We start from the raw sequence: 26,216 nt of genomic DNA on the forward strand, positions 1-26,216 counted from the left end.
CCTCGGGCTAGTCGCCCGTTGAACCCTCCTTCAGATGCGCGCGCCACGCCTCGCGAGCGGCCCTGACCGCGTCCGGTTCCTCGATCGTCGAGACGTCGCCGGTGGGCCGCTCCTGGACGATCGCCCGCAGCACCCGGCGCATGATCTTCCCCGAGCGGGTCTTGGGCAGGTAGGGCACGAAGACCACATCGCCGATCACCGCGACCGGACCCAGCTCCTTTCGGACCTGCTCCCGGAGCGCCGCCTCCAGCGCCTGGTCCGGTGTATGACCGGGCTTCACGACGACGAAGGCGGCGATCACCTCGCCCTTTTCCGGGTGCGGCTTGCCGATCACCGCCGCCTCGGCGACCGCGGGGTGCTTCAAGAACGCGCTCTCCACCTCGATGGTGCCGATGCGGTGGGCGGCGATCTTGAGGACTTCGTCGGCCCGTCCGGAGAAGTGCACGTAGCCGTCCTCGTCGATCGTCGCCGCGTCCCCGGCGAAGTAGACGCGGGATCCGGGAAACCGGTTCCAATAGGTCTCCATGTAGCGGCCGTGCTCGTTCCAAAGCGTCCGGGTGAGGTGCGGGAAGGGGGTCTTAATGACCAGGTAGCCCTGTTCCCCTGGGGGCAGCTCGCGTCCCAGTTCGTCGACGACCGCGACCTCGATGCCCGCGAGGGGCAGCCCCGCGGCCCCGGGCTTGATGGGCAGCAGGTCGACGCCGTAGGGATTGGCGATGACCGGTCCCCCGGTCTCGGTCTGCCACCAGTGATCGAGGACCGGCACCTCGTCGCCGAAGACCTCCTTTTGCAACCAGCGCCAGGCCGGCGGGTTCAGGACCTCGCCGGCGGAGAAGACCCGGGTGAGGCTTTGGAGATCGCGATCGCGAGCCTGTTCGACCCCCTCCTTCATCAATAGGCGGATCAGGGTGGGCGAGGTGAAGACCCCACTGATCCGCTCCTTCTCCAGCGTCTTCCAGAAGGTCTCGGCGTCGAACGCCCCTTCGAAGGCAAACGTCGTCGTCCCCGCAAGCAGGGGGCCATAGACGATGTAGGAGTGGCCGACGATCCAGCCGATGTCCGAGGTCGCCCACCAAAGGTCCTCGGGCGAAAGGCCGTAGACCCAGCGCGCCGCGGCGAGGACGCCGGTGGCGTAGCCGCCGTGGCTGTGCACCACCAGTTTGGGCCGGCCGGTGGTTCCGGAGGTGGCGAGGATGAAGGCCGGGTCGTTGGCCTCCATCGAGGCTACCGGCGGGGTTCCCCGGGCCTGCGCCAGGAAGGCCTCCCAGTCCATCGTCCTGGGGCCCGGCGCGTAGCTCCCCTCGCGGTTCAACACCACCACCCGCTCGACGAAGTCGAGCTCGGCGACGGCCTCCATGGCCACCGGTTGTAAGGGCACCACCCCGCCCTTGCGGTAGGCGACGTCGGCGGTGAAGACGAAGCGCGAGCCGCTGGCCTCGATCCTGCTTTGTAGGGCCCCGACCCCGAACCCGGCGAAGACCACCGAGTGGATCGCGCCGATGCGGGTGGCCGCGAGCATGAGCGTGATCGCCTCGACGTTCGGTGGCAGGTAGAGGGTGATGCGGTCCCCCCGCTCGACGCCGAGCTGCCGCAGCGCCGAGGCCACCTCTTCGACCAGCCTCAAGAGCTGGGCGTAGCTTAGCGTGACGCGCTCGCCGCGCTCGTTGAGGTAGACCAGGGCGGCGTGCCCGCCGCGCCCCGCCTCGACGTGGCGGTCGAGGGCGTTTTCGCTGAGGTTGGTCCGCCCGCCGACGAACCAGCGAAAGCCGTCGTCGTCCCAGCGGAAGACCGTCTCCGGGGTCTTGTGCCAGCGCAGGGCCTGGGCGGCGTTCGCCCAGTGAGCCTCGATGTCTCGCGCAGCCGCGTTGCGCCAGCGGCGGATCAAAGGGGAAACCGGCTCCAGTGGTTGCATAACCATACGCCTCCGGGTGGGTTATTCGAACTCTAATGGTCTGCTCACTTGGCGTCAAGCGCGGCCCCTGGTATGCTGGGCTTGACAAAAACAAAAAGGAGGGAGCGATAGGAATGGATCAAGAGCGCATCGAGGTCGTATTAAAAGAAACCCGCGTCTTCGAGCCGCCCCCCGAGTTTCGCGAGCGCGCGCATATCAAAAGCGAGGCGGAGTACGAGGCGCTCTATCGGGAAAGCCTGGACGACCCCGAGGGGTTCTGGGGCCGGGTGGCGTCGGAGCTCGAGTGGTTCGCCCCCTGGGAGCGGGTCCTCGAGGGGGACCTCCCCCACGCCAAGTGGTTCGTGGGGGGCAAGACCAACATCAGCCACAACGCCCTCGACCGCCACCTTAAGACCTGGCGCAAGAACAAGGCGGCGATCGTCTGGGAGGGCGAGCCCGGGGACCGGCGGGTGCTGACCTACCTGGACCTCTGGCGCGAGGTGCAGAAGTTCGCCAACGTGCTCAAGGGGCTTGGCGTGCAAAAGGGCGATCGGGTGACGATCTACCTGCCGATGATCCCCGAGGCGGCGATCGCGATGCTCGCCGTGGCCCGGATCGGGGCGATCCACTCGGTGGTCTTCGGCGGGTTCTCCGCGAGTGCGCTGGCCGAGCGCATCAAGGACGCCAACGCCAAGGTCCTGATCACCGCCGACGGGGGCTGGCGGCGGGGGCAGATCGTCCCGCTCAAGGCCAACGCCGACGAGGCCCTCGAGGACACCCCCAGCATCGAGCACGTGGTGGTGGTGAAGCGCACCGGCCAGGCGGTCTCGATGGTCCCCGGCCGGGACCACTGGTACCACGAGCTGATGGCTGCCGCCGACGACCGCGCCCCCGCCGAGTGGATGGATGCCGAGGATCCGCTCTTCATCCTCTACACCTCGGGTTCGACGGGCAAGCCCAAGGGGGTCCTGCACACCACCGGCGGCTACATGGTCTACACCTATCTGACCACCAAGCTGGTCTTCGACCTCAAGGACGAGGACGTCTACTGGTGCACAGCGGACGTGGGCTGGATCACCGGCCACTCCTACATCGTCTATGGCCCCCTGGTCAACGGGGCCACGGTGGTGATGTACGAGGGGGCCCCCAATCACCCGGAGCCGGATCGCTTTTGGGAGATCGTCGACCGCTACGGGGTCACGGTCTTCTACACCGCGCCCACCGCGATTCGGGCCTTCATGAAATGGGGCGAGCAGTGGCCGCTCAAGCATCGCCTGGACAGCCTGCGCCTGCTGGGCACGGTGGGCGAGCCGATCAACCCCGAGGCCTGGCTTTGGTACTACAAGGTGATTGGGAAGGAACGCTGCCCGATCGTCGACACCTGGTGGCAGACCGAGACCGGGGGGATCATGATCACCACCCTTCCCGGGGCCCACAAGATGAAGCCAGGCTACGCCGGAAAGCCCTTTTTTGGGATTGCGCCGAACATCCTCGACGCCGAAGGGAAGCCCATCGAGGGGCCGGATCAGGGCGGCTACCTGGTGATCGAGCGGCCCTGGCCGAGCATGCTGCGCACCGTTTGGGGGGATCCCGAGCGCTTCGAACGCCAGTACTTCAGCCGCTTCCCCGGGCGTTACTTCACCGGGGATGGGGCGCGTCGTGACGAGGACGGCTACTACTTGATCCTGGGGCGGGTCGACGACGTCCTCAACGTCTCCGGGCATCGCCTGGGCACGATGGAGGTGGAGAGCGCCCTGGTCAGCCACCCAGCGGTGGCCGAGGCGGCGGTCGTGGGCCGGCCGCACCCGGTCAAGGGGGAAGCAATCGTGGCCTTCGTGGTGCTCAAGGGGGATGAGGCGCCGTCCGAGGCCCTCGCCGCCCAGTTGAAGGAGCACGTGGTCAAGCTGATCGGCGCGATCGCGCGTCCGGATGAGATTCGCTTCGCGGAGGCGCTGCCCAAGACCCGCTCGGGTAAGATCATGCGCCGCCTGCTGCGGCAGATCGCCAAGGGAGAAAGCGAGCTTAAAGGGGACACTTCGACGCTCGAGGACCGCTCGGTGGTGGACCGCTTGAAGCAAAGCGAAGGGCTCTAGAATAGGGCGGGATGCCGCCCGCCGTCGCGTTTCGCCACGTCACCGTTCGCTTCGGTAGCTACGACGCCCTCGAGGACGTCACCTTCAGCGTCCCCGAGGGCGCGTTCGTGGCCATCGTGGGCCCCAACGGGGCGGGGAAGAGCACCCTGCTCAAGGTCCTCCTGGGGCTCGTTCGGCCGTTGAAGGGGGAGGTGCGGCTCTTCGGGGTCCCGCCACAGAAGGTCCCCCCGCTTTGGATCGGCTACGTGCCCCAGTTCAAGACCCTGGACCGGACCTTTCCCGCCTTGGCCATCGAGCTCGTGGTGAATGGACGCCTGCGCAGCTGGCCCTGGCGCGTCTCCCAAGGGCTCCGCGCCGAGGCGCAAGGGGCCCTCGAGCGGGTGCGGGGCGGCCACCTTGCGGACAAGCCCCTCGCGGGGCTCTCGGGCGGTGAGCTGCAGCGCGTCTACCTGGCCCGGGCCTTCATCCGCCGCCCTCGGCTTCTGCTCCTCGACGAGCCGGCGACCGGGATGGACGTCTTGGGCGAGGCCGACATGTACGCGATGATCGAGGACTACCGGAGGGAGACCCAGGCCACGGTGATGATGATCACCCACGACTGGGAGGCCGCCTACCACCACGCCACCCACGTCCTGGTCCTGAACCGCCGGGTGATCGGCTTCGGCCCTCCGGAGCGAGCCCTGAGCGAGGAGTGCTTGCGCCGCGCCTTCGGGCACGAAGGGCACCGCCACCCGCTCACCTTTAGCTTCAAGGGAGGTGGCGATGCTTGACGTTTTGAGCCTGCCCTTCATGCAGCGGGCGTTGATCGCCGGGCTGCTCGTGGGGACGATGACCAGCTACCTCGGGGTCTTCGTGGTGCAGCGGCAGATGAGCTTTCTCGGCGCGGGCCTGGGGCATGCCGCCTTGGGCGGGGTGGCGATCGGTATCTACTGGGGCCTGGAGCCGGCCTACGTGGCCCTGCCCTTCACCATCTTGGTGGCGCTCTTGATCACCTGGGTCAAGGAGAAGGGGGCGCTCGGGGGGGACACCGCGGTGGGCATCTTCTTCGCCCTTTCGGTGGCCCTGGGCATCCTCCTGCTGGCGCTCAAGAACGCCTACGGCGCGGAGGCGCTGGCCTACCTCTTTGGCTCGATCCTCGCGGTAGGCCAGGCGGATCTCATCGCCGCGGGCCTGGTCGCCGTGCTGGTCTTGCTGTTCGCGCCCCTCTGGGGGCGCTGGGCCTACGCCACCTTCGACCGCGACCTCGCCGCCGCCGACCGCCTGCCGGTGCGCCGGGACGACTACCTCTTGACGGCGCTCATCGCCGCGGTGGTGGCGGTGGGGCTCAAGGTCGTGGGCATCCTGCTCATCGCGGCCTTCCTGGTCCTGCCCGCGGCGACCGCCCGGCTTTTGGCCCGAACCTTCGCCGGGATGACCCTCTTGGCCATGGGGTTTGGCGCGCTCGGGGTGGTGGCCGGACTCTTCCTTTCCTACGTCTACGACCTTCCCAGCGGCTCGGCGATCATCCTGGTCGAGGGCCTGGTCTTTCTCCTGGTCCTTCTGGCCAAAGACTGGAAAGCCTTAATGTTCTTGCGAGATTGAGGGTTTAAAATGGGGGCATGTGGATCTCCACCCGCGCCCAGTACGGCCTGCGCGCCCTCGTCGAGATTGGCTCCCGGGAGGGGCGGCCGGTCCCCTTGAAGGAGGTCGCCGAAGCGCAGAAGATCAGCCAGCACTACCTGGAGCAGATCGCCTCGGTCCTGCGCCGGGCGGGCTTTATCCGTAGCGTCCGGGGGGCCAAGGGCGGTTACCGGCTCGCGCGCCCTCCGGAAGCGATCTCCGCCCTCGAGGTCGTCGAGGCGCTCGAGGGCAGCGTCGCCCCGGTGGGCTGCCTGGAGGACCCGGGCTCCTGCTGGCAGGAGGGAGCCTGCGCGACCGAGGACCTCTGGCGCCAGGTGGACTTCGCCGTGCGGCAGGTGCTGGGCCAGACCACCCTCAAGGACCTGATCGAAAAGCAACGGCTGTTAAGCATGCGCCCCGAGCGCCACGCCAAAACCGGGGCTTAGGCCCCGGTTTTTTAGGCAATAATGGAGGCTGTAATGCCGTACGTGTACACCTTTGAAGAGGCCAAGGGGCTCGGGAAGGACCTGCTTGGGGGCAAGGGCTACGCGCTCGCGGAGATGACCGCGGCGGGGCTGCCGGTGCCCCCGGGCTTCACCATCACCACCGAGGCCGCACGCCACTACCTGCAGCACGGCGCGGCTCCCGAGGGGCTCTGGACCGAGGTCAAGCGCGGCATGGAAGCGATCGAGGCCGCGACCGGGCGCCGCTTCGGCGCCGAGGAGGGCCTGCCCCTGCTGGTCTCGGTGCGTTCGGGGGCCCCGGTCTCGATGCCGGGGATGATGGACACGATCTTGAACCTCGGCCTCAGCGAGGCCAGCGTGCCCCGGCTCGCGGAGGCCACGCAAAACCCGCGCTTTGCCTGGGACAGCTACCGCCGGCTGGTGCAGATGTTCGGCGAGGTCGTCCTCGGCCTGCCCGCGGAGACCTTCGAGCGGATCCTGGAAGCAGAGAAGGTGCACCTTGGCGTCGAGCGGGACCTGGACCTCGGCGCCGAGGACCTCGCGCGCGTGGCGCGGCGCTTCAAGGCTGCGATCGAGGGTGCGGGGAAGATCTTTCCCGAGGATCCCTGGGCCCAGCTCGAGGCCGCGGTCCTGGCGGTCTTCGAGAGCTGGAACAACCCCCGGGCGATCGCCTACCGCCGCCACTACCAGATCCCCGACGACCTGGGCACCGCGGTCAACGTGCAGGCCATGGTCTTCGGCAACCTCGGCGAGGACTCGGGGACCGGGGTCGGCTTTACCCGAAACCCCGCGACCGGGGAAAAGGTCCTCTACGGCGAGTACCTGAAGAACGCCCAGGGCGAGGACGTCGTCGCCGGGATCCGCACCCCCGAGCCCCTTGCCCGCCTCAAGGAGGCGGCCCCCGCGCTCTACGCCGAGCTCGAGGCCGTCGCCGAGCGACTGGAGACGCATTTTCGCGACATGCAGGACTTCGAGTTTACTGTCGAGCGGGGTGCGCTCTACCTGCTCCAGTCCCGCTCCGGCAAGCGCACCCCCGAGGCGGCGGTGCGCATCGCCGTGGACATGGTCGGGGAGGGGCTGATCGATCGCGAGGAGGCGCTCTTGCGGGTGGACGCCAACACCCTCCCCGCGTTGCTGCGCGCCCGGGTCGACAAAACGCGTGCCCCGGAGCCGGTGGCCAAGGGCCTTCCCGCGAGCCCCGGGGCCGCGGTGGGTCACGCGGTCCTCTCCAGCGAGGCGGTCGAGGCCTGGTCGGGGCGGGGCCTACCGGTGATCCTGGTGCGGCCGGAGACCAGCCCCGAGGACATCACCGGGATGTTCCTTGCCGCGGGCATCCTCACCGCGCGTGGAGGCATGACCAGCCACGCCGCGGTCGTCGCCCGGGGGATGGGGGTCCCGGCGGTGGTCGGGGTCAAGGCCCTGAGCATCGACGAGGCGAACCGCCGCTTTACCCTCGGCGGGCGGGTGCTCGAGGAGGGGGCGGTGATCAGCATCGACGGCAGCACCGGGGCGGTCTACCTGGGCGAGGTGCAGCTCGTCGAGGGGGGCGCGGGCAAGGAGCTCGACACCCTGCTGGCCTGGGCCGACGAGGTGCGCACCATCGGGGTCCGGGCCAACGCGGACACCCCTCGCGACGCCAAAAAAGCCCGCGAGCTGGGGGCCGAGGGGATCGGGCTGACCCGCACCGAGCACATGTTCTTCGACGAGGCCAAGCTGCGCTGGATGCGGGCCTTGATCCTGGCCGAGGACGAGGACGAGGCGCGTACTGCGTTGGACCGCCTCCGCGCCTATCAGATCGAGGACTTCAAGGGCATCCTGCGGGCGATGGACGGCCTGCCGGTGACCGTGCGCCTCTTGGATCCCCCCTTGCACGAGTTTTTGCCCTCGCGCATCGAGCTCGAGCGCAAGGAGGCGGCGGGCACCCTGGAGCCCGGCGAGGCCAAGGTCCTCAAGCAGGTGCGCCAGCTCGACGAGCAAAACCCGATGCTCGGCTTCCGGGGGATCCGGCTCTTGCTGATCCGCCCGGAGATTTTGGAGATGCAGGTCGAGGCCCTGATCCTGGCCACCAAAGCCCTGGAGGAGGAGGGCTACGATCCCCGCCCCGAGCTGATGCTGCCCCTGATCGCCGAAGGCCGGGAGCTGGCGTCGGCGCTGGAGCGCATCGAGGCGGCCTTTGCCCGTCACGGCCGCCGCTTCCCGGTGGGGACGATGATCGAGACCCCGCGCGCGGCGCTCACCGCCCCGGCGCTCGCCGCCCGGGCGGACTTCTTCAGCTTCGGCACAAACGACCTGACCCAGCTCACCTACGGCATCTCCCGCGACGACGCGGGGAAGTTCCTCCCCGCCTACCTCGAGGCCCGGATCTTCGACTTCGACCCCACCGAGCGCCTCGACGAGGCCGGGGTGGGGCGGCTGTTGCGCCTGGCCGCAGAAGAGGGCCGAGCCGAGCGGCCCGACCTCAAGCTCGGGATTTGCGGGGAGCACGGGGGCGAGGCGCACTCGGTGAAGTTCGTCGCCAGGCTGGGCTTCGACTACGTCTCGGCCTCGCCCTACCGGGTGCTGACCGCCAGGCTCGCCGCGGCCCAGGCGGCGATCGAGATGAAGCGGCAAGAGGCCTAGGCCTCTTGCCGCCGAATCGTGAAGGTCACCCGCCCGGCCTCGTCCGCCTGACCAACGCGGTGCCCCTCGAAGCGCCCCGGGGAAAGGCGGGTGGCCAGGACCTCCTCCTGGATGCGCGGGCCGAAGCGCTCGAGGGCCTTTAGGTAGTCTCCCTCGGCCTCGTAGCCGACCTCGATGCGGTCGGCGACGTGCAGGTCCATCTCCTTGCGGGCGTTTTGCAGGAGCCGGATCAGGTCCCGCGCCAGGCCCTCGATCCGTAGCGGTTCGGGCACGCGGGTGTCGAAGAGGGCGACGTAGCCCCCGGCGGCCTCGGCGACGTGGCCTTCGGGCGCGGTGGCCTCGACGATCAGCGCCTCCGGGTCCAGGGTAAGGGGTTCGCCCTCGACCTCGAGGGTCACCGGCTCCCCGGCCAAGAGGCGCGCGGCCAAGGCGTCCGCGTCGGCCTCGGCGAGGGCGCGCTGCAGGGCACGCATGCGCTTACCCAGCTTGGGCCCGAGGACCGGGAAGTTGGGCTTGACGCGGTAGCTCAGCCCCGCCTCCTGGGCCCGCTTGACGCGCAGCGCCTTGACGTTGAGTTCGTCCTTGATCTCCTCGGCGAAGCGCTCGACGCCCCGGGCCTCGGCCTCGCCGGGAACGACGACGACCAGCTCGGGCAGGGGGGTGCGGGTCTTGACCCCGGTCTTGGCCCGGGCGGCGCGGGCCAGCTCCACCGCCTTCAAGGCCGCGGCCATGTCCGCCAAAAGCGCTTCGTCGATCGCGGCGCGGTCGGCTTCGGGCCAGTCGGCGAGGTGCACGCTCTCCGGAGCGGTCTCCTCGACCTTGCGCACCAGGTTCTGCCAGAGCATCTCCGCGAGGAACGGGGTGAAGGGCGCGGTGAGCAGGGTCACCGCGCGCAGCGCCTCCCAGAGGGTGGCGTAGGCGGCCTCGCGGTCGGCGGCGTCGGCGTTCTTCCAAAAGCGGCGGCGGTTGCGCCGCACGTACCACTGGGAGAGGTCGCGGACGACGAAGTCCCGGAGCCGCCGCGCCGGGGTGGTGGGGTCGAAGGCCTCGAGGTCCGCGGTGACCTCGGCGATCAGCTGCTGGGTGCGGGCCACCAGCCAGCGGTCCATCTCCGGCCGCGCCGCGTAGGGCGGGCGGGCCTTGAGGTTGGGGCGGTCCAGGTTGGCGTAGGTGACGAAGAACCCGTAGACGTTCCAGAGGGTCAGGAAGTAGTCCTTGAGCGCCTCCTTGACCAGGTTGGGCCCGAAGCGCCGGGAGACCTCGGGTGGCGCCGAGTAGTAGATGTACCAGCGCAGCGCGTCCGCCCCGTAGGCCTCGATGATTTCCCAGGGGTCGACGATGTTCCCCTTGGACTTGGACATCTTCTCGCCCTTTTCGTCGAGGATGTGGCCGTGGCAGATCACGTTGCGGTAGGCCACCGAGTCGAAGAGCATCACCCCGAGCTGGTGCAGGGAGTTGAACCACCCTCGGGTCTGGTCGATGGCCTCGGAGATGAAGTCCGCGGGGAAGCTTTGTTTGAAGACCGCCTGGTTCTCGAAGGGGTAGTGGAACTGGGCGAAGGGCATCGCCCCGGAGTCGTACCAGACGTCGATCACGTAGGGGACGCGCTTCATCGTCCCCCCGCAGGACGGGCAGTTGAGCTCGACCCGGTCCACGTAGGGGCGGTGGGGGTCGAAGGCCTCGGGGAGGTCGGTCTTGGCCTTGGCCCGAAGCTCGGCAAAGGAGCCGACCAGGGTCTTCTCCCCGCAGTCCTCGCAGACCCAGACCGGCAGCGGGGTGCCCCAGTAGCGGTTGCGCGAGAGGGCCCAGTCGGTGAGGTTTCGCAACCACTCCCCGTAGCGGCCGTGCTTGATGTGCGGGGGAATCCAGTTGATCTCCTCGTTCTTTTCGATCAGCCGGGGCTTGTAGCGGGTGTTCTCGATGAACCAGGTCTCGGTCGCGTAGTACATCAAGGGCGTCTTGCAGCGCCAGCAGTGCGGGTAGTTGTGGACGAAGTCCTGGCGCTTGAAGAGCAGCCCCCGGGCCTTGAGGTCCTCGATGATCGGGCGGTTGGCGTCGCGGAAGAAAAGCCCCTTGAAGGGGCCCACGGTCACCTTGCCCTCGTCGTCGACGGTGATCAGCACCGGCAGGTCGTAGGCCCGGGCCACCTCCATGTCCTCGGCGCCGAAGGCCGGGGCCTGGTGGACGATCCCGGTGCCGTCCTCCCGGGTCACGTAGTCCGCGAGGACGACGAAGTGCGCGGGCTTCTCCGGGACCACGAAGCGGTAGGGGGGGTCGTAGGCCAGGCCCTCGAGCGCCTTTCCGGAAAAGGTCTTCTGCACCTCGGCGTCCTCGCCAAAGAGCCGTCTCCCCAGCCCCTCCTCGAGGATCAGCACCTCCTCCCCGTGGACGAAGGCGGCGTAGGTGAAGCCAGGGTTGACCGCGGCGGCGACGTTCCCGGTCAGCGTCCAGGGGGTGGTCGTCCAGACCAAAAGGTGAGCGGGCTGGGAAAGCCCCAGCTTCTCCGGCGCCTTGAGGGGAAAGCGGACGTAGATCGAGGGGTCGGTGATCTCCTTGTACCCCTCGGCGACCTCGTGGGACGAGAGCGGGGTGCCGCAGCGGGGGCAGTAGGGCACGACCTTGTAGTCCTGGTAGAGCAGGCCCTTCTTCCAGAGCTCCGAGAGCGACCACCAAATGGACTCGATGTACTTGGGGTCGAAGGTGTAGTAGGCGTCCTCGAGGTCCACCCAGTAGGCGATGCGCTCGGTGAAGCGCTCCCACTCCTTTTCGTACTCCAGCACCGAGGCCTTGCAGGCCCTGTTGAAGGCCTCGATCCCGTAGCGTTCGATGTCCCGTTTGTTCTTCAGGCCGAGCCGCTTTTCGACCTCGAGCTCCACCGGCAGGCCGTGGGTGTCCCACCCCGCCTTGCGCGGGACGTGATAGCCCTGCATCGTCTTAAAACGGGGGAAGAGGTCCTTGTAGCTCCGCGCCTGGGCGTGGTGCACCCCGGGCCGCCCGTTTGCGGTCGGCGGCCCCTCGTAGAAGGTGAACTGGGGGTTCCCCTTGGTCTTCTCCAGGCTCTTTTGGAAAATCCGGGCCTTTTCCCAAAAGCGCAGCACCGCTTCCTCGAGTCGTGGAAAGTCTGGCTTCGGTACCGGGTCAAACAACGGCGTCACCTCCCAACAACAAAAACGCGTCCGCGCCACGCGCGGACGAAGCCTCGTGCTCCGCGGTACCACCGCGCTTCGGAAGGGCTGTCCCTTCCGCCCTCGTTGCGCGCTATGACGGGCGCACCCGGCGGGCATTACTCGGGCCTTGCCCTTTCCTCCCGCGGCTCCGGGGTGATCTTCACCCCCGCCGGGCCGCCCGGCTTCCACCGTCCCGGGCTCGCTCTGGGCCCATCGCGAGGGCTACTCTCCCCATCCTCGCCTTTACACCGCCGGGGTATCCGGGCTATAATGAATCCCGGCCGTCCGACGGTTGCCCAAATCCTAGCAAAACGCGGAAAATGGCGTCAAACCGGTCGGGCCGAATCCCCCAGGAACAAGAGAGGCATTATGGAACTCTATCTAGACACCGCAAACATCGATCAGATCCGGGAGGTAGCCGGTTGGGGCGTCCTGAGCGGCGTCACCACCAACCCCAGCTTGATCGCCAAGGAGGGCCGGGACTTCAAGGCCACCGTGGCGGAGATCGTGGAGATCGTCAAGGGACCGGTTTCTGCGGAGGTCATCGCCACCGACGCCGAGGGGATGATCGCCGAGGGCCACGACCTCGCGCGCATCTCCGGGCACGTGGTGATCAAGGTGCCGATGACCGAGGAAGGGCTCAAGGCCACGCGCGCCCTCTCCAGCGAGGGCATCCCGGTCAACGTCACCCTGGTCTTCTCCGTCCCTCAGGCCCTGCTCGCCGCAAGGGCCGGCGCCGCTTACGTCAGCCCCTTTCTCGGCAGGATCGATGACATCGGCTGGGACGGGGTGGCCCTGGTCCGCGAGATCGCCGAAATCTTCGCCCTGCACGACCTCGACACCCGGATCATCGCCGCCAGCATCCGCCATCCCCGCCACGTGGTTGCGGCGGCGAAGGCCGGCGCAGACATCGCCACCGTTCCCTATAAGGTCATGAAGCAGCTCGTCAAGCACCCGTTGACCGATATCGGCATCGAGCGTTTCCTCGCCGACTGGCGCAGCGCTATGGAGCGATGAAGATGGCAAAACGGCAACCCCAAACGAGCAGCCCGGCCAAGTCCGAGCTCTCCTTCCCTGAGCTGTCCAAGAAGATCCTTCCCGAACTCCACCTTTTGGCCTCCAAGCTCGAGATCCCCAACTACCGCAAGATGAAAAAGGACGAGCTGGTGATGGCCCTCCTGGAGAAGGGCGCGGCCGACGAGGGCACCCAGCTCGCCCGGGGGTACCTCGAGATCAGCCCCGACGGCTACGGCTTCTTGCAGGACAACATCTACAACCTGGACTCGCGCAGCGTCATCGTCTCCGCGGGGTTGATCAAGCAGTTCCAGCTGCGCAGCGGTGACTACGTCGTGGGCCGCGCTCGCCCACCCCGCGAGAACGAGCGCTACGGCACCCTGATCCGGGTGGAGGCGGTCAACGGGATGGATCCGGAGACCGCCAAGAAGCGCCCCAAGTTCGATGAGCTGGTCCCCCAGTTCCCCGACCAGCGCATCCAGCTGGAAACCACCCCCGACGAGCTGGCCACCCGGGTCATCGACCTCCTGGCGCCGATCGGGCGGGGGCAGCGCGGGTTGATCGTGGCCCCGCCGAAGGCCGGTAAGACCACCCTCCTCAAGAAGATCGCCAAGGCGGTGGTCAAGAACGAGCCGGACATCAAGGTCATCGTTCTCTTGATCGACGAGCGCCCCGAGGAGGTTACCGACTTCCGCGAGGAGGTCGAGGGGGTCGAGGTCATCGCCAGCACCTTCGACGAGCCGCCGCAAAACCACATCCGCGTCGCCGAGTTCGTCCACGAGCGGGCCAAGCGAATTGTGGAAGAGGGCGACCACGTGATGATCCTGCTGGACTCGATCACCCGCCTGGCGCGGGCCAACAACCTGGTCACCCCCCCGACCGGGCGCACCCTCTCCGGGGGCCTCGACTCCGCGGCGCTGCACTTCCCGAAGAAGTTCCTCGGCGCCGCCCGCAACATCCGCGGGGGCGGCTCCCTGACGATCCTGGCTACCGCCCTGGTGGAGACCGGCAGCCGCATGGACGACGTGATCTTCGAGGAGTTCAAGGGCACCGGGAACATGGAGCTGCACCTCTCCCGGCGGTTGGAGGAGCGCCGGATCTTCCCCGCGATCGACATCTTGAAGTCCGGCACCCGCCGCGAGGAGCTCCTCCTCGGTGAGGAGGTCATCCACAAGATGTGGCTGCTGCGCAAGGTGCTCGCCGACATGGACCCCGCCGAGGCGATGGAGATGCTCCTCGGTCGGCTGGCGAAAACCAAGTCCAACAAGGAGTTTCTTGCGACCTTGGCGGCGCGCTAGGTATACTCCCGGGGGGAGATGCGAGGATGAGACGGATTGGGGCGCTCTGGCTCATGGCGGCGGGCTTCGTGGTACCCTTCTCACCGGAAGCGATCTTCCAGCAGGCCGCCGTTGAGCAAAGCGCCCCGGAAGTCGTGCTCACCGCCACTGCTGGCGCCGTCGTCCCCGATCTCCGCTCGGGGGCGGTCTTGCATACCGTGCGCCCGGGGGAGTCCCTGGCCTTTTTGGCCGAGGCCTACGGCACCAGCGTGGAGGCGATCAAGAAGGCTTCAAAGCTGCGCACTACGCGCCTTCAGCCGGGTCAGCCGTTGGTCATCCCCTTCGCCCACGCGAAGGAGGACGCCCCCAGGCTTCCACCCGGGGTCTTCGCCTACCGGCTGCGCCCTGGCGAGACGCTCGAGACCGTGGCCAAGAAGTTCGGCTTGAGCCTCCTGGAGCTGGTCTCGGCGAACCCCACCCTGACCAGCCTGGATCACGTGCGGGTGGGCGACACGTTGTTGATCCCAACCGCGGTCAGGGGGCGGGTGGTCGCGCTCGGCCCCGGCGAGACCCTCTTCGACGTCGCCCGGCGCTACGGCTACGACCTCGGCGAGCTGGTTCGCATCAACCGCGTCGAGGGACCGTTGGCCCTCAAGGCTGGGGACTTCGTCCTCCTTCCCGGCGCCCTGGCCAAGGACGTTTACGCCGAGCTTGAGCAAAAGCGCGTCGAGGAGCGGCGCAGGGCCGCCGAGCGGGCGCGCCGCTTGCGGGAGGCGGCGGCTCGGCGGCGGGCCCAGCTGCGGCGCGTCGCCTACCGGGCGGGGGCGTCCTTGAAGGGGTTCCAGTGGCCCCTAAAGCGGTTTCGCATTACCAGCTACTACGGCTACCGGCGCATCTGGGTGGCGGGGTCCAACTTCCATCACGGCATCGACCTCGCGGCCCCCGCCGGTACCCCGGTCTACGCGGCCAAGGAAGGCCGGGTCATCTTCGCTGGGTGGGGCTACTACTACGGGCGCTACGTGCGCATCGACCACGGCAACGGCGTGGAGACCCGCTACGCCCACATGCTGCGCCTTGCGGTGCGTTCGGGGCAGTACGTCAAGCGCGGCCAGGTGATCGGTTACGTCGGGGCTTCCGGCAAGGGGGCCTTCGGCGTGCACCTGCACTTCGAGGTCCGGGTGGGGGGACGTTCGGTCAACCCCATGAGCTACCTACCGAAATAAGCCCAAAGGAGGCCTGCATGGAGACCACCGGAACGGTACGCGTCAAGACAGGGTTCGCGGAGATGTTCAAGGGCGGGGTCATCATGGACGTGACCACCGCCGAGCAGGCCGCGATCGCCGAGGAGGCGGGGGCAGTCGCGGTGATGGCCCTCGAGCGGGTACCCGCGGACATCCGCGCCCAGGGCGGCGTGGCCCGGATGGCGGACCCCAAGAAGATCAAGGAGATCATGGCCGCGGTCAGCATCCCGGTCATGGCCAAGGTGCGCATCGGTCACTTCGTCGAGGCCCAGATCCTCGAGGCCCTGGGGGTGGACTTCATCGACGAGTCCGAGGTCCTCACCCCCGCGGACGAGGAGCACCACATCGACAAGTGGCGCTTCAAGGTACCCTTCGTCAACGGCGCCCGTGACCTCGGCGAGGCCCTCAGGCGGATCGCCGAGGGCGCGGCGATGATCCGAACCAAGGGCGAGGCGGGGACCGGGAACGTCGTCGAGGCGGTGCGCCACGCCCGGCAGATGTGGAAGCAGATCCGCTGGCTGGTTTCTTTGCGCGAGGACGAGCTCCCGGCGGCGGCGAAGGAGCTTCAGGCGCCGCTGGAGCTGGTGCGCTGGGTGCACGATCACGGCAAGCTTCCCGTGGTCAACTTCGCGGCGGGCGGGGTGGCCACGCCGGCGGACGCGGCCTTGATGATGCAGCTGGGCATGGAGGGGGTCTTCGTGGGGTCGGGGATCTTCAAGTCCGGCGATCCCAAGAAGCGCGCCCGGGCGATCGTGCGCGCGGTCACCCACTACGACGACCCCGAGGTCCTGGCCGAGGTCAGCGAGGACCTCGGCGAGCCGATGGTGGGCATCAACCTGGAGGAGCTGCCCGAGGAAGCGCGCCTCGCCAAACGGGGCTGGTGATGGCCCGGGCGGAGACGTGCAGCGTCTACGAGCTGCACCCCGAGCGCGTGGCGGCGGCGCGCCAGGCCCTTCCATCCTCGGTGGTCCTGGCGCGCGCCGCGGCCCTGTTGAAGGCCATGGGAGAGCCGCGGCGCTTCGCCATCCTCAAGGCGCTCGAGGCCGCGGGCGAGCTTTGCGTCTGTGACCTCGCGCACGTGGTAGGGGGCTCGGTTTCGGCGGTGAGCCACCAGCTGCGGGTCTTGCGCGATCTCAACCTGGTGCGTCCACGGCGGGAAGGACGGCAGGTGTTCTACGCGCTGGCCGACGCGCACGTCGCGGAGATGCTGGATCAAGCGTTGGCCCACGCGGAGGAAACCTGAAGGCTTGAACATATATTCAAATGAAGCTACCATGGGGGCATGGATGAGGCGCCTAGGTTCGTCCTGACCTACGAAGTCGACAACATGGACTGCGCCGATTGCGTGCGCAAGGTCGAAGAGGCTCTCCGCAAGCTCCCCGAGGTTGAGGCGGTTCAAGCCAGCTTCGCCACCGGAAAGGTGCGCGTCGTGGCCCGGGATCGGCTCCCAGAGACCGCCCTTAACCGGGCCCTCACGCCCCTCGGCTACCGGGTGAAGCAAGGCGAGGACGAGGGCTGGCCCGAGGCGTTTCGCTGGGCCGGTGTCACCGGGGGGCTGTTGCTCCTGGCCGTGCTGGCTCAACCCCTGGGGTGGGGTCAGACGGCGTTTGCCCTTCCCGCGCTGGTCGGGGTCTATCCCCTCGCCCGCAAGGCCCTTGCCTCGTGGCGCGCGAACCCCTTTGGGATCAACACCCTGGTGACGCTGGCCACCGTCGGGGCCATCGTCATCGGGGCGGGGGCCGAGGCCGCGTTGGTGGTGCTGCTCTTCCTCGTCGGCGAGGGCCTGGAATCGCTAAGCGCAAGGCGCGCGCGCAGCGGGATTCAATCCCTCGGCAGCCTTCTTCCGGGAAAGGCTTTGCGCGTCGTGCCAAGCGGTCAGGTCGAGGAGGTTCCGGTCACGGCCTTGCGACCCGGGGACCGGGTCAAGGTGGCCCACGGGGCCAGGGTGCCCGCGGACGGCCGGGTGATCGAAGGCCAGGCGGAGGTGGACGAGGCGTTCTTGAGCGGGGAGTCGGTTCCGGTGTTGAAGCGTCCAGGGGATCGCGTCTTCGGCGGCAGCCGCGTGGTCTCGGGAGGGCTCCTCGTCGAGGTCACCGCTGGCGTGGAAGCGGGCCTTTTGGCCGAGATCACCCGGCTGGCCGAAGCGGCGCTCATGGAGCGCGGCCCCACCGAGCGCTTCATCGATCGCTTCAGCCGCTACTACACGCCCGGCGTCTTGGTCGTGGCGTTGACGACCGCCACCCTTCCCCCGCTCTTCGGCGCGCCCTTGCTGCCTTGGCTCTACAAGGCGCTGGCGCTCTTGTTGATCGGCTGCCCCTGCGCGCTGGTGCTCTCCGTTCCGGCGGCCTCGGCTTCGGCGATTGCGCGTGGCGCCCGTTCGGGGCTGCTCTTCAAAAGCGCCGCCGCCCTGGAAGTGCTGAGCCGAGTGCGCACCGTGGTCTTTGACAAGACCGGAACCCTGACCCGGGGCCGGCCCCGCCTGGTGCAGGTGGTCCCCGTGGTCGTGGACGAGGAAGCGGCGCTGGCCATTGCCGCCGGCGTCGAGGCAGCGAGCGAGCACCCCCTGGCCCAGGCGGTGCGGCGCGCGGCCGAGGCGCGCGGGGTGACGCCCAAGCCCGCCGAAGCGCATGAGGTCCAACCGGGCGTCGGCGTCTTCGCCACGATCGAAGGACGACGCTTTGGCTTGGTGAACCCCAGCGCGCTCGGCGAGGCGGCTTCGGAGGAGGCCACCGTCGCGTTGCTGGTCGAGGGCGAACGGGTCCTTGCGCGCTTTCTGTTCGAGGACGCGCCGCGACCCGAGGCGCCCCACGTCATCGCCTTGTTGCGTTCCCGGGGGCTCGGCCTGCGGTTGCTCACCGGGGACCGGCGGGGCGCGGCCCTGCGCCTGGCGCGAGCGGTCGGGCTGGATGCCTCCGAGGTTGAGGCCGAGCTCCTTCCCCAGGACAAGCTGCGGCGCATCCGCGAACTGCGGGCCTCGGGCCCGGTGGCGATGGTCGGGGACGGGGTCAACGACGCCCCGGCACTGGCCGCGGCGGACGTCGGCGTGGCCATGGGTGAGGGGGCGCAGGCGGCGCTGGACAGTGCTGAGGCGGTCATCTTGCGCGACGACTTGCGGGGGTTGGCCGAGATGCACGTGCTTGCGCTGCGCGGGCGGCGCACGATGATCGAGAACATCGCCTTTGCCCTCGGGTTGAAGGCCGTCTTTTTGGTCACCACGTTGTTGGGCCTGACGGGACTTTGGCCCGCGGTGCTTTCGGACACCGGGGCGACGGTGCTGGTGACCTTGAACAGCCTGCGTCTGCTGCGCTTTAAGATGAGCCCGTGATTGGCGTGTTGGCCTTGCAAGGCGACGTGCGCGAGCACGAGAAGATGTTCGCCCGCCTCGGGATCCCCACCCGGCGGGTGCGTCGGCCGGAGGCCCTCGAGGGCATCTCGGGCCTGGTGATTCCCGGAGGCGAGTCCACCACGATCGGCAAGCTGGCCCGGGAGTACGGGATCGAGGCTGCGGTTCGGGACCTCTATGCGCAAGGGCGCCTGGCGCTTTGGGGCACCTGCGCGGGGGCGATCTGGCTGGCGCGGGAGGTCGTCGGCTACCCCGACCAGCCGCGGCTGGGCTTGATGGACGTGGCGATCGAGCGCAACGCCTACGGCCGGCAGGTGGCCTCGTTCGAGACCGACCTGGCCATCGAGGGCTTTTCGCAGCCCTTTCACGCCGTGTTCATCCGCGCGCCGCGGATCGTACGCGTCGGGGAGGGGGTGCGGGTGCTCGCGCGCTACGGCGCGGACCCGGTCTTCGTCCTCGAGGAGCGGATGATGGCGACGACCTTCCACCCCGAACTGACCGAGGATCCCCGGGTCCACCGCTTCTTCGCCGAACGCCTGGCTAGGGTGAAAACCTTCACGAGCAGCTAGCCGTTCCTCGGGTCACAGGGGCGGCTCCGGCCCTAGGGCCGGAGCCGGGTGTAGGTGCGGGGGAAGGGGATGGCCTCGCGGACGTGGGCGAGGCCGGCGATCCAGGCCACGGTGCGCTCGAGCCCCAGCCCGAACCCCGCGTGGGGCACGCTGCCGAACTTCCTCAGGTCCAGGTACCAGTCGTAGACCGCCTCGGGCAGGCCACGCTCTTGGATGCGCCGGCGCAAGAGCTCATGGTCCCAGATGCGCTCGGACCCCCCGATGATCTCGCCGTAGCCCTCCGGGGCCAAGAGGTCGTCGTTGAGGACCAGCTCGGGATCTTCCGGATCCGGCTGCATGTAAAAGGCCTTGATCGCGGCTGGGTAGCGCTCGATGAAGACCGGGCGGTCGAACTGGCGGCTTAGCGCGGCCTCGTGGGGGGCGCCGAAGTCCTCGCCGTAAGGGATGGGTTCGATCCCCTCCTTGTCGGCGATTCGTTTCAAGAGCGCGATCGCTTCCTTGTAGGTCAGGCGCGGGTAGTTGCCCTCGGCCGCGGGTTCCAGGGCTTTGGGATCGCGACCCAGCACCTCGAGCTCCCGCGAGCGATGCTCCAGCACCCGGGCCACCAGGGTGCTGACGTAGGCCTCCTGCAGGGCGATGTTCTCCTCGTGGGTCATGAAGGCCGCCTCGGGCTCGATCATCCAGAACTCGAGCAGGTGGCGCCGGGTCTTGCTGCGCTCGGCCCGGAAGGTGGGGCCGAAGGTGTAGACCCGGCCGTAGGCCAGGGCGCCGGCCTCGGCGTAGAGCTGGCCGGACTGGGAGAGGTAGGCCTTTTCGCCGTCGAAGAGCTCGACCTCGAAGAGCTCGGTCGTGCCCTCGACCGCGCTGGGGGTGAGGATCGGGGCGTCGAAGCGCAGGAAGTGCCGCTCGGCGAAGAAGTCGTGGGTCGCGCGCTCGAGCTCGTCGCGGATGCGCATCGTCGCCCAGGGCCGGCGGTGACGCAGCCAGAGGTGGCGGTGGTCGAGGAGGAAGTCGATCCCGTGGTCCTTCTTGGTGATCGGGTACTCCTCCAGCGGGGTGGAGATCACCTGCAGGCCGGTGACCTCCAGCTCGTACCCGCCCGGGGCCCGGGGGTCCGCCTTGACCCGGCCTCGGACCTCGAGGGCGGTCTCCTGGGGCAGGTGATCGGCCAGCTTGAAGGTCGCCTCGTCGACGTTCCCCTTGAAGACCGTGGCCTGCAAGAACCCGGTTCCGTCGCGGAGGATCAGAAAATGGATCTTACCTTTCGAGCGACGGTTAAAGAGCCAGCCCAAAAGCGTGACGTCTTCCCCTTCGTAGCGGTCGATCTCCTCGATGAAGGCTCGGCGCATGGGGCCAGTTTACTCGGCTGCCGCGGTGCCTCGCTCTAGCCAAACCGCGTCCGGATGGCCTCCACGGCGGCGCGGAGCCCTTCTTCCGCCACCACGTCGGCCGCGGCCTTGGCCTCGGGGACGGCGTTGGGCACCGCGATGCCAAGCCCGGCGACGGCGAGCGCGGCCACATCGTTCAGGCCGTCGCCCACCATCGCGGTCCGTTCCCGGGGAAGGCCGAGGCGGTCTGCAAGCGCGAGCAGCGCGGTGCCCTTGTCCCGGTCAGCGGGGCGAAGCCCCACGTAGAGCCGCCCCTCCACGGGGCCGTGCACCTCGGCGGCGAGGTCGCCGTCGAGCTCGTTTTGGATGCTTGCCCAGAGGGCCTCGGGGATCCCCGCGAGCCAGACGGTGAGCGGCGGGTGGCGAAGGAGCGCCTCCGGGGGCGCCGGGAAGGAGGGGGTCCCGGTCCGGGCCACGTGCTCCTCCAGCGCCGGGGGCGGGGCCTCGGGCAGGTGCAGCCGGACCCGGCTCGCGGTGAGGATGTCCGCCGGGGGGCGGTGGATCCGGAGGATCCGGTAGATGCGCTCGGTCGCGGCTTTGGGGAAGGGGTGGACGGCGAGCGGTTGCCCCGTGGCGTCGGCGATCAGGCCGCCGTCGGAAAAGGCGTGGGGGCCCGTTTCGTCGAGCCGCCGGGCGGCTTCGAGGGCAAACCCCGCCCCTAGCCTTCCGGTGTTCACCGCGAGGGCGTAGCCCGCTTCCTTCAGCGCCCGGATCGCGGCCAGGGCCTCGGGGTGAAAGCGGCCCTCCTCGAGGAGGGTCCCGTCCAGATCCAGCGCGACCAGTGCCTTGGGCCTCATGCTTGCTCCATGATCCAACGCAACGCTTCGGCCAGTCCGCAGGCCTCCGGAGGCGGGGCGACGCGGTCCGCGGCCCGGCGGACCTCCTCGGGGGCGTTCGCCATCGCCACCCCCAGGCCCGCCGCGCGAATCAGCGCCAGGTCGTTCTTGCCGTCCCCGATCGCGGCCGCGTCCTCGAAGTCCATGCCAAAGCGCCGGAGCACCCAGGCGGCGGCGGCCTTCTTGCCCACCCCCGGGGCGGTCAGCGAGGCGTAGACCACGCCCGGGGTGCGCGGGCTCGTCGCCTCGTGCAGCGCCAGGCCGAGCGCCGCCACCTCGTGCCTAAGGGCCTCCCAGCGCTCTGCCTCAACGACGAACTGCGCGCGCACGATCGGCGCTTCGAAGAAGACCGCCTGAAGGTCGCGATGGTTCGCCCTAAGGCCGAGCAGCGCCTCGTGGGCCTGCAGGACCCCGGCGTCCCGCTCGACGAAGAAGCCGCCCCCGGCGGCGTAGGCTTCGAGCGCCACCGCCGCCTGGCGGGAGAGGTCCACCGCCCGGTGGTAGGGGGTCTGGGGCAGGAGGAAGGCCTGGGCGGTCCTCCCCGCGCAGTGGATGACGGCTCCCGACTGGAAGACGTGGCAGCCCTCGGGGTCAAGGCGGTGGGCCAGGGCCAGGGTCTCGCCCTCACCCAAGCGGCCGGTGATCAGCACCAGCCGAAGCCCCTTCCTGCGGGCCGCCTCGATGGCCGGCCAGACGCACTCCGGCACCCCGTCCTTGCCCACCAGGGTGCCGTCGGCGTCGATGAAGACCACTCGGATCAAAGGGTGACGACCCCCCGGTCGGCCTCCACCGCCCGGCCTGCGACGAAGACCGCGTAGGGGTCCCCGGTCGCCGCGTACTCCACCCGCACCTTGACCTCGCCGGGGACGCCGAGGTGGTGCCCCTGCAGCACGGTGATCACCACCTCGCCCTGGCGCTTGGGCACGACCCCGGCCCGGGCCAAGAGGGCGCCGAGCGCCCCGTTGGCGCTGCCGGTCACCGGGTCCTCGGGGATGCCCAGGGTGGGGGCGAAGTCGCGGGCGTAGTAGGTGCGGGGGCCCATCGGCGTGTAGGGGTGGAGGGTGTGCAGCCCTTCGGCCCGCATCAGCTCGGTGAGCGTCGCCATGTCGGGCTCCAGCGTGTCCACCATCCCCGGCGCCACCAGGGGAACGAAGAGCGACCAGAGCCCGGTGTAGGCGACGCCCACCGGAAGGCCCCGGTGCAAATAGCGCTCGTCCCCGCCGAGCGCGTTGAGGAAAGCCCTGAGCCGGTCGTAGGTGGGGGGTTCGCGAAAGCGCGGCGCGGGTTCGCGCAGCTCGACCTCCCGGGGGACCCCGTCCTCGTAGCGCACCTTGAGGGGCAGGGTGTCCGCGGGGGTGCGCAAGAACAGCCGCTCGCTCATCTTTGCCCGCCCCTCGCGCACCAGGGTCAGGCCCAACGCGATCGCCGCCGCGCCGGCGAACTCGATCTCCTTTTCCGGCGTAAAAAAGCGCACCTCGAAGTGGTCCTGGGCCTCGTTGACCACGAAGGCGGTCTCCTTCGTGCCCAGCTTGCGCGCGACGCGTGCCAGGTCCTCGCTGCCGAGCCCCCGGGCGTCGAGGACCAGTCCGACCCGGTTCCCGGTCCCGGGGACCTCGGTGAAGGCGTCGACGAGCAGGTAGGGCACCTTCATTCTTTCACCACCTTCAGCCCCAGCTCGGCGAGCTGGGCCTCGGAGACCGGGCTCGGGGCGCCGGTTAGGGGGTCGCGTCCGGCCTTGTTCTTGGGGAAGGGAATGACCTCGCGGATCGAGGGGCTCTCGGTCATCAGCGCGAGCAGCCGGTCCAGCCCCCAGGCGATGCCGCCGTGGGGCGGGGCGCCGTAGGTCAGGGCCTCGAGGAAGAAGCCGAACTTCGCCTCGGCCTCTTCGGGCGCGATTCCAAGCACCTCGAACATCTTCCGTTGCAGGTCCGTGCGGTGGATGCGGATCGAGCCCCCGCCGATCTCGACCCCGTTCAGCACCAGGTCGTAGGCCAGGGCCCGGACCTTTCCGGGATCCCGATCGAGGAGGGGGAGGTCGTCGGGGTGGGGCATGGTGAAGGGGTGGTGCATGTAGGTCCAGCCCTCGGCCTCGTCGTCCCACTCAAGGAGCGGGAAGTCCACCACCCAGAGGAAGGCCCAGCCCTCGCGGGGGATCGCCAGGACGTCGGCGAGCGAAAGGCGCACCGCGCCGAGCGCGGAGAGGGCCACCTCCCAACGGTCGGCGACGAAGAGCAGCGTGCTCCCCGGGCTGGCCCCGAGCTGCTTCGCCGCGTTCTCGGGGAGGAACTTGGCGATCCCCCCGGCTAGCCCCCCCTCCTCGACCCGCGCCCAGGCCAGCCCCTTGGCCCCGTGGCGCTTGGCGGTCTCCTCCAGGGCCTGGAGCTGTTTACGGGAAAGGAGGGCCGGGGCGACGAGCGCGCGCACCGTGCCCCCGGCTTCAAGGACCCCCGCGAAGGCCCGAAAGGCGCCGCCGGCAAAGAGCGCGTCCGCGGGCTGGATCTCGAGGCCAAAGCGCACGTCGGGCTTATCCGACCCAAAGCGCTCCATCGCCTCGCGGTAGGGGAGGCGGGGAAAGGGGCGGGGGATCTCGACCCCAAGGGCCACCTCGAAGACGTGGGCCAAAAGCCGCTCGTTCAAGTCGTAGATGTCCTCGGGCTCGACGAAGCTGAGCTCGAGGTCGAGCTGGGTGAACTCCGGCTGGCGGTCCTTGCGCAGGTCCTCGTCGCGAAAGCAGCGCGCCAGCTGGAAGTAGCGGTCCACCCCGGCGACCATCAGCATCTGCTTGAAGAGCTGGGGTGACTGGGGGAGGGCGAAGAACTTCCCGGGCTCGAGCCGCGAGGGGACGAGGAAGTCCCGTGCCCCTTCCGGGGTGCTCTTGGTGAGGTGGGGGGTTTCGACGTAGAAGAACCCCTCCCGGTCCAAAAAGTCCCAGATCGCCCGTTCTACCCGGTGGCGCAGCCGCAAGCGCTCGAGCATCGGCTTGCGCCGCAGGTCCAGGTAGCGGTACTTGAGCCGCAGCTCCTCGTTGACCTCGGGGTCGGGCTCCCCACGCCAGCCAGCGTCGACCGGAAAGGGCGGGGTCTTGGCCTCGGAGAGGACCTCGAGCGCGGTGACCGCGACCTCGACCTCCCCGGTCTTGAGCCGGGGGTTGACCTGCTCCTCGGGGCGGGCGCGCACGGTGCCCTCGAGGCGGACCACGTACTCCGGGCGGACCGCCTCGGCGGTGGAAAAGGCCGGGCTTTCGGGGTCCACCACCGCCTGCACCAACCCCTCGCGGTCCCTGAGGTCCAAAAAGATCAGGCCCCCGAGGTCCCGGCGGCGGTTGACCCAGCCCTCGAGGACCACGGTCTTGCCGATGTCCGCCTTGCTCACGTTGCCGCAGTAGTGGGTTCGTTTCACGCTTCGTTCGCCTCCAGCCACGACGCGAGGCGGTCGCGCTCGATCTCGACCTGCGTGCCTCGCAACAGGTCCTTCAGGGTGATCGTACCCGCTTGGCGCTCGCCTTCCCCGAGAAAACCCACGAACCGGGCGCCGCGTTTCTCCGCCTCGCGGATTCCCTTGCCCGGCCGTCTGGGGAGGTAGGCGAGCTCCACCCGGTGGCGCGGCCGGAGCGCGTGGGCCAGGGCCAGGGCCTCGGCGACCGCGGCGGCGTCGAGCGGCAGGAGGTAGAGGTCGAGGGGCCGCGGGGCCGGTGGCGGCAGGCCCTCGGCCTCCAGGGCCAGGGCCACCCGGTCCACCCCGAGGGCCCAGCCTACCCCGGGGAGGCGGGGGCCGCCGAGGAGCTCGGTGAGCCCGTCGTAGCGCCCGCCGCCGCCGAGGGCGGACTGGGCGCCGAGCCCCTCGTGGTGCACCTCGAACGCGGTGCGCACGTAGTAATCGAGCCCCCGCACCAGCCGGGTGTCCACCTCGTACGCCACGCCGAGCGCGTCGAGCATGGCTTGGACCGCCTCGAAGTGCGCCCGGGCCTCGGGGCTCAAGAACGCCAGCAACGGCTTCGGGTCGAGCTCGCGGAGGAGGGCCTGGTCCTCCTCGGCCTTGGAATCGAGGATGCGCAAAGGGTTTCGCGAAAGCCGCTCCTGGGACTCAAGGCTCAGCCGCTCGGCGTGGGGGGCGAGGAGGTCCTTGAGGTAGGCGTTGTAGCGGGCGCGGTCCTCAGGGTCGCCGACCGAGCCGAGCTTCAAAGCCAGGCGCCTGAGGCCCAGGTCCTCGAGGATCGCCATCATCAACGCGATTGCCTCCGCGTCGACCGCGGGCTCGGCCAGCCCCACCGCCTCGTAGCCCAGCTGGTAGAACTGGCGGTGGCGGCCCTTTTGCGGCCGCTCGGCGCGGAACATCGGACCGGCGTAGTAGAGCTTGACCGGGCTCGGGCGGACCCGCATGCCGTGTTCCAGGAAGGCACGCATGACCCCCGCGGTCCCCTCGGGCCGCAGCACCAGCCGGCGCCCCCCGCGGTCCTCGAAGGCGTACATCTCCTTTTGCACGATGTCGGTGGCGGCCCCGACCCCCTTTTCGAAGACCGCGGCCTCCTCGAAGATCGGAGTTTCGATCTCCTCGGCCCCGGCGGACGCCAGGTGGGCCCGTCCCTTCTCGACGATCCAGCGATGGTAGCGAAGCACCTCGCCCATGAGGTCGCGGGTCCCGCGAACGGCCTTAATCACGCTCCCGAGCCTACAACCTGGGACGGTGGGCTGGCAAACCGGACGCGTGAAGCATTT

At 69.1% G+C, this 26,216-nt stretch carries 20 protein-coding genes; 12 read left to right on the forward strand and 8 right to left on the reverse strand.

Going from position 1 to position 26,216, the window contains the following annotated elements:
- Positions 1 to 7: 7 nt before the first annotated feature.
- Entirely contained in the window at positions 8 to 1,912 is a 1,905-nt protein-coding gene (locus tag ACZ48Y_RS02875; protein ID WP_464741984.1) for an acetate--CoA ligase, read from the reverse strand.
- 113 nt (positions 1,913 to 2,025) lie between these two features.
- Between ACZ48Y_RS02875 and acs the strand changes: the two genes are divergently transcribed.
- Genes acs through ppdK form a run of 5 tightly spaced genes read left to right on the forward strand, consistent with a single transcriptional unit; the run spans position 2,026 to position 8,666 of the window.
- On the forward strand, positions 2,026 to 3,984 hold the full coding sequence (acs, locus tag ACZ48Y_RS02880) for an acetate--CoA ligase (RefSeq protein WP_464741986.1): 1,959 nt from the start codon (positions 2,026 to 2,028) through the stop codon (positions 3,982 to 3,984).
- A gap of 11 nt (positions 3,985 to 3,995) precedes the next feature.
- On the forward strand, positions 3,996 to 4,754 hold the full coding sequence (locus tag ACZ48Y_RS02885; RefSeq protein ID WP_464741988.1) for a metal ABC transporter ATP-binding protein: 759 nt from the start codon (positions 3,996 to 3,998) through the stop codon (positions 4,752 to 4,754).
- Positions 4,747 to 5,565 carry a metal ABC transporter permease gene (locus tag ACZ48Y_RS02890; protein WP_464741990.1) on the forward strand — a complete coding sequence of 273 codons (819 nt, stop codon included), beginning with the start codon at positions 4,747 to 4,749 and terminating at the stop codon, positions 5,563 to 5,565. The genes ACZ48Y_RS02885 and ACZ48Y_RS02890 overlap by 8 nt, the downstream gene beginning before the upstream one ends.
- A gap of 17 nt (positions 5,566 to 5,582) precedes the next feature.
- Positions 5,583 to 6,029 carry an RrF2 family transcriptional regulator gene (locus tag ACZ48Y_RS02895; RefSeq protein WP_464741993.1) on the forward strand — a complete coding sequence of 149 codons (447 nt, stop codon included), beginning with the start codon at positions 5,583 to 5,585 and terminating at the stop codon, positions 6,027 to 6,029.
- 33 nt (positions 6,030 to 6,062) lie between these two features.
- On the forward strand, positions 6,063 to 8,666 hold the full coding sequence (gene ppdK, locus ACZ48Y_RS02900) for a pyruvate, phosphate dikinase (protein WP_464741995.1): 2,604 nt from the start codon (positions 6,063 to 6,065) through the stop codon (positions 8,664 to 8,666).
- Here ppdK and ileS read toward each other — a convergent pair.
- Positions 8,663 to 11,812: an isoleucine--tRNA ligase gene (gene ileS, locus ACZ48Y_RS02905; protein ID WP_464742782.1), complete on the reverse strand. Its 3,150-nt coding sequence runs from the start codon at positions 11,810 to 11,812 to the stop codon at positions 8,663 to 8,665. The two genes, ppdK and ileS, sit on opposite strands and share 4 nt — an antisense overlap.
- Positions 11,813 to 12,202: 390 nt before the next feature.
- Here ileS and fsa point away from each other — a divergent pair, with 390 nt between their 5' ends.
- Genes fsa through pdxT form a run of 7 tightly spaced genes read left to right on the forward strand, consistent with a single transcriptional unit; the run spans position 12,203 to position 19,277 of the window.
- Positions 12,203 to 12,850, forward strand: a complete 648-nt coding sequence (fsa, locus tag ACZ48Y_RS02910; protein ID WP_464741997.1) for a fructose-6-phosphate aldolase — start codon at positions 12,203 to 12,205, stop codon at positions 12,848 to 12,850.
- Between the two features lie 2 nt (positions 12,851 to 12,852).
- On the forward strand, positions 12,853 to 14,145 hold the full coding sequence (gene rho / locus ACZ48Y_RS02915) for a transcription termination factor Rho (protein ID WP_464741999.1): 1,293 nt from the start codon (positions 12,853 to 12,855) through the stop codon (positions 14,143 to 14,145).
- A gap of 26 nt (positions 14,146 to 14,171) precedes the next feature.
- Positions 14,172 to 15,347 (forward strand): peptidoglycan DD-metalloendopeptidase family protein, encoded by a 1,176-nt coding sequence (locus ACZ48Y_RS02920; RefSeq protein WP_464742001.1) that lies wholly within the window; start codon positions 14,172 to 14,174, stop codon positions 15,345 to 15,347.
- Between the two features lie 17 nt (positions 15,348 to 15,364).
- Positions 15,365 to 16,249 carry a pyridoxal 5'-phosphate synthase lyase subunit PdxS gene (pdxS, locus tag ACZ48Y_RS02925; protein WP_464742003.1) on the forward strand — a complete coding sequence of 295 codons (885 nt, stop codon included), beginning with the start codon at positions 15,365 to 15,367 and terminating at the stop codon, positions 16,247 to 16,249.
- Entirely contained in the window at positions 16,249 to 16,608 is a 360-nt protein-coding gene (locus ACZ48Y_RS02930) for an ArsR/SmtB family transcription factor (protein WP_464742784.1), read from the forward strand. The genes pdxS and ACZ48Y_RS02930 overlap by 1 nt, the downstream gene beginning before the upstream one ends.
- Positions 16,609 to 16,647: 39 nt before the next feature.
- Positions 16,648 to 18,690 carry a heavy metal translocating P-type ATPase gene (locus ACZ48Y_RS02935; protein WP_464742005.1) on the forward strand — a complete coding sequence of 681 codons (2,043 nt, stop codon included), beginning with the start codon at positions 16,648 to 16,650 and terminating at the stop codon, positions 18,688 to 18,690.
- Between the two features lie 44 nt (positions 18,691 to 18,734).
- Positions 18,735 to 19,277, forward strand: coding sequence for a pyridoxal 5'-phosphate synthase glutaminase subunit PdxT (pdxT, locus tag ACZ48Y_RS02940; protein WP_464742786.1), 543 nt, complete (start codon positions 18,735 to 18,737; stop codon positions 19,275 to 19,277).
- A 32-nt stretch (positions 19,278 to 19,309) separates the two neighbouring features.
- Here pdxT and asnS read toward each other — a convergent pair whose 3' ends face one another.
- Genes asnS through hisS form a run of 6 tightly spaced genes read right to left on the reverse strand, consistent with a single transcriptional unit; the run spans position 19,310 to position 26,126 of the window.
- Positions 19,310 to 20,626, reverse strand: coding sequence for an asparagine--tRNA ligase (gene asnS / locus ACZ48Y_RS02945; RefSeq protein ID WP_464742007.1), 1,317 nt, complete (start codon positions 20,624 to 20,626; stop codon positions 19,310 to 19,312).
- Between the two features lie 35 nt (positions 20,627 to 20,661).
- Positions 20,662 to 21,462 (reverse strand): HAD hydrolase family protein, encoded by an 801-nt coding sequence (locus tag ACZ48Y_RS02950; RefSeq protein WP_464742009.1) that lies wholly within the window; start codon positions 21,460 to 21,462, stop codon positions 20,662 to 20,664.
- The gene (locus ACZ48Y_RS02955; protein ID WP_464742788.1) at positions 21,459 to 22,253 is read right to left on the reverse strand and encodes an HAD family hydrolase; all 795 of its coding nucleotides are present in this window, start codon (positions 22,251 to 22,253) and stop codon (positions 21,459 to 21,461) included. Before ACZ48Y_RS02955 ends, ACZ48Y_RS02950 begins: the two co-directional genes overlap by 4 nt.
- 5 nt (positions 22,254 to 22,258) lie before the next feature.
- Complete coding sequence (locus tag ACZ48Y_RS02960; RefSeq protein WP_464742011.1) at positions 22,259 to 23,152, reverse strand: PhzF family phenazine biosynthesis protein; 894 nt, start codon at positions 23,150 to 23,152, stop codon at positions 22,259 to 22,261.
- Positions 23,149 to 24,900 carry an aspartate--tRNA ligase gene (aspS, locus tag ACZ48Y_RS02965; protein WP_464742013.1) on the reverse strand — a complete coding sequence of 584 codons (1,752 nt, stop codon included), beginning with the start codon at positions 24,898 to 24,900 and terminating at the stop codon, positions 23,149 to 23,151. The genes ACZ48Y_RS02960 and aspS overlap by 4 nt, the downstream gene beginning before the upstream one ends.
- On the reverse strand, positions 24,897 to 26,126 hold the full coding sequence (gene hisS / locus ACZ48Y_RS02970; protein WP_464742790.1) for a histidine--tRNA ligase: 1,230 nt from the start codon (positions 26,124 to 26,126) through the stop codon (positions 24,897 to 24,899). The genes aspS and hisS overlap by 4 nt, the downstream gene beginning before the upstream one ends.
- Between the last annotated feature and the right edge of the window lie 90 nt (positions 26,127 to 26,216).

The sequence above is a fragment of the Rhabdothermus arcticus genome (assembly GCF_055382915.1).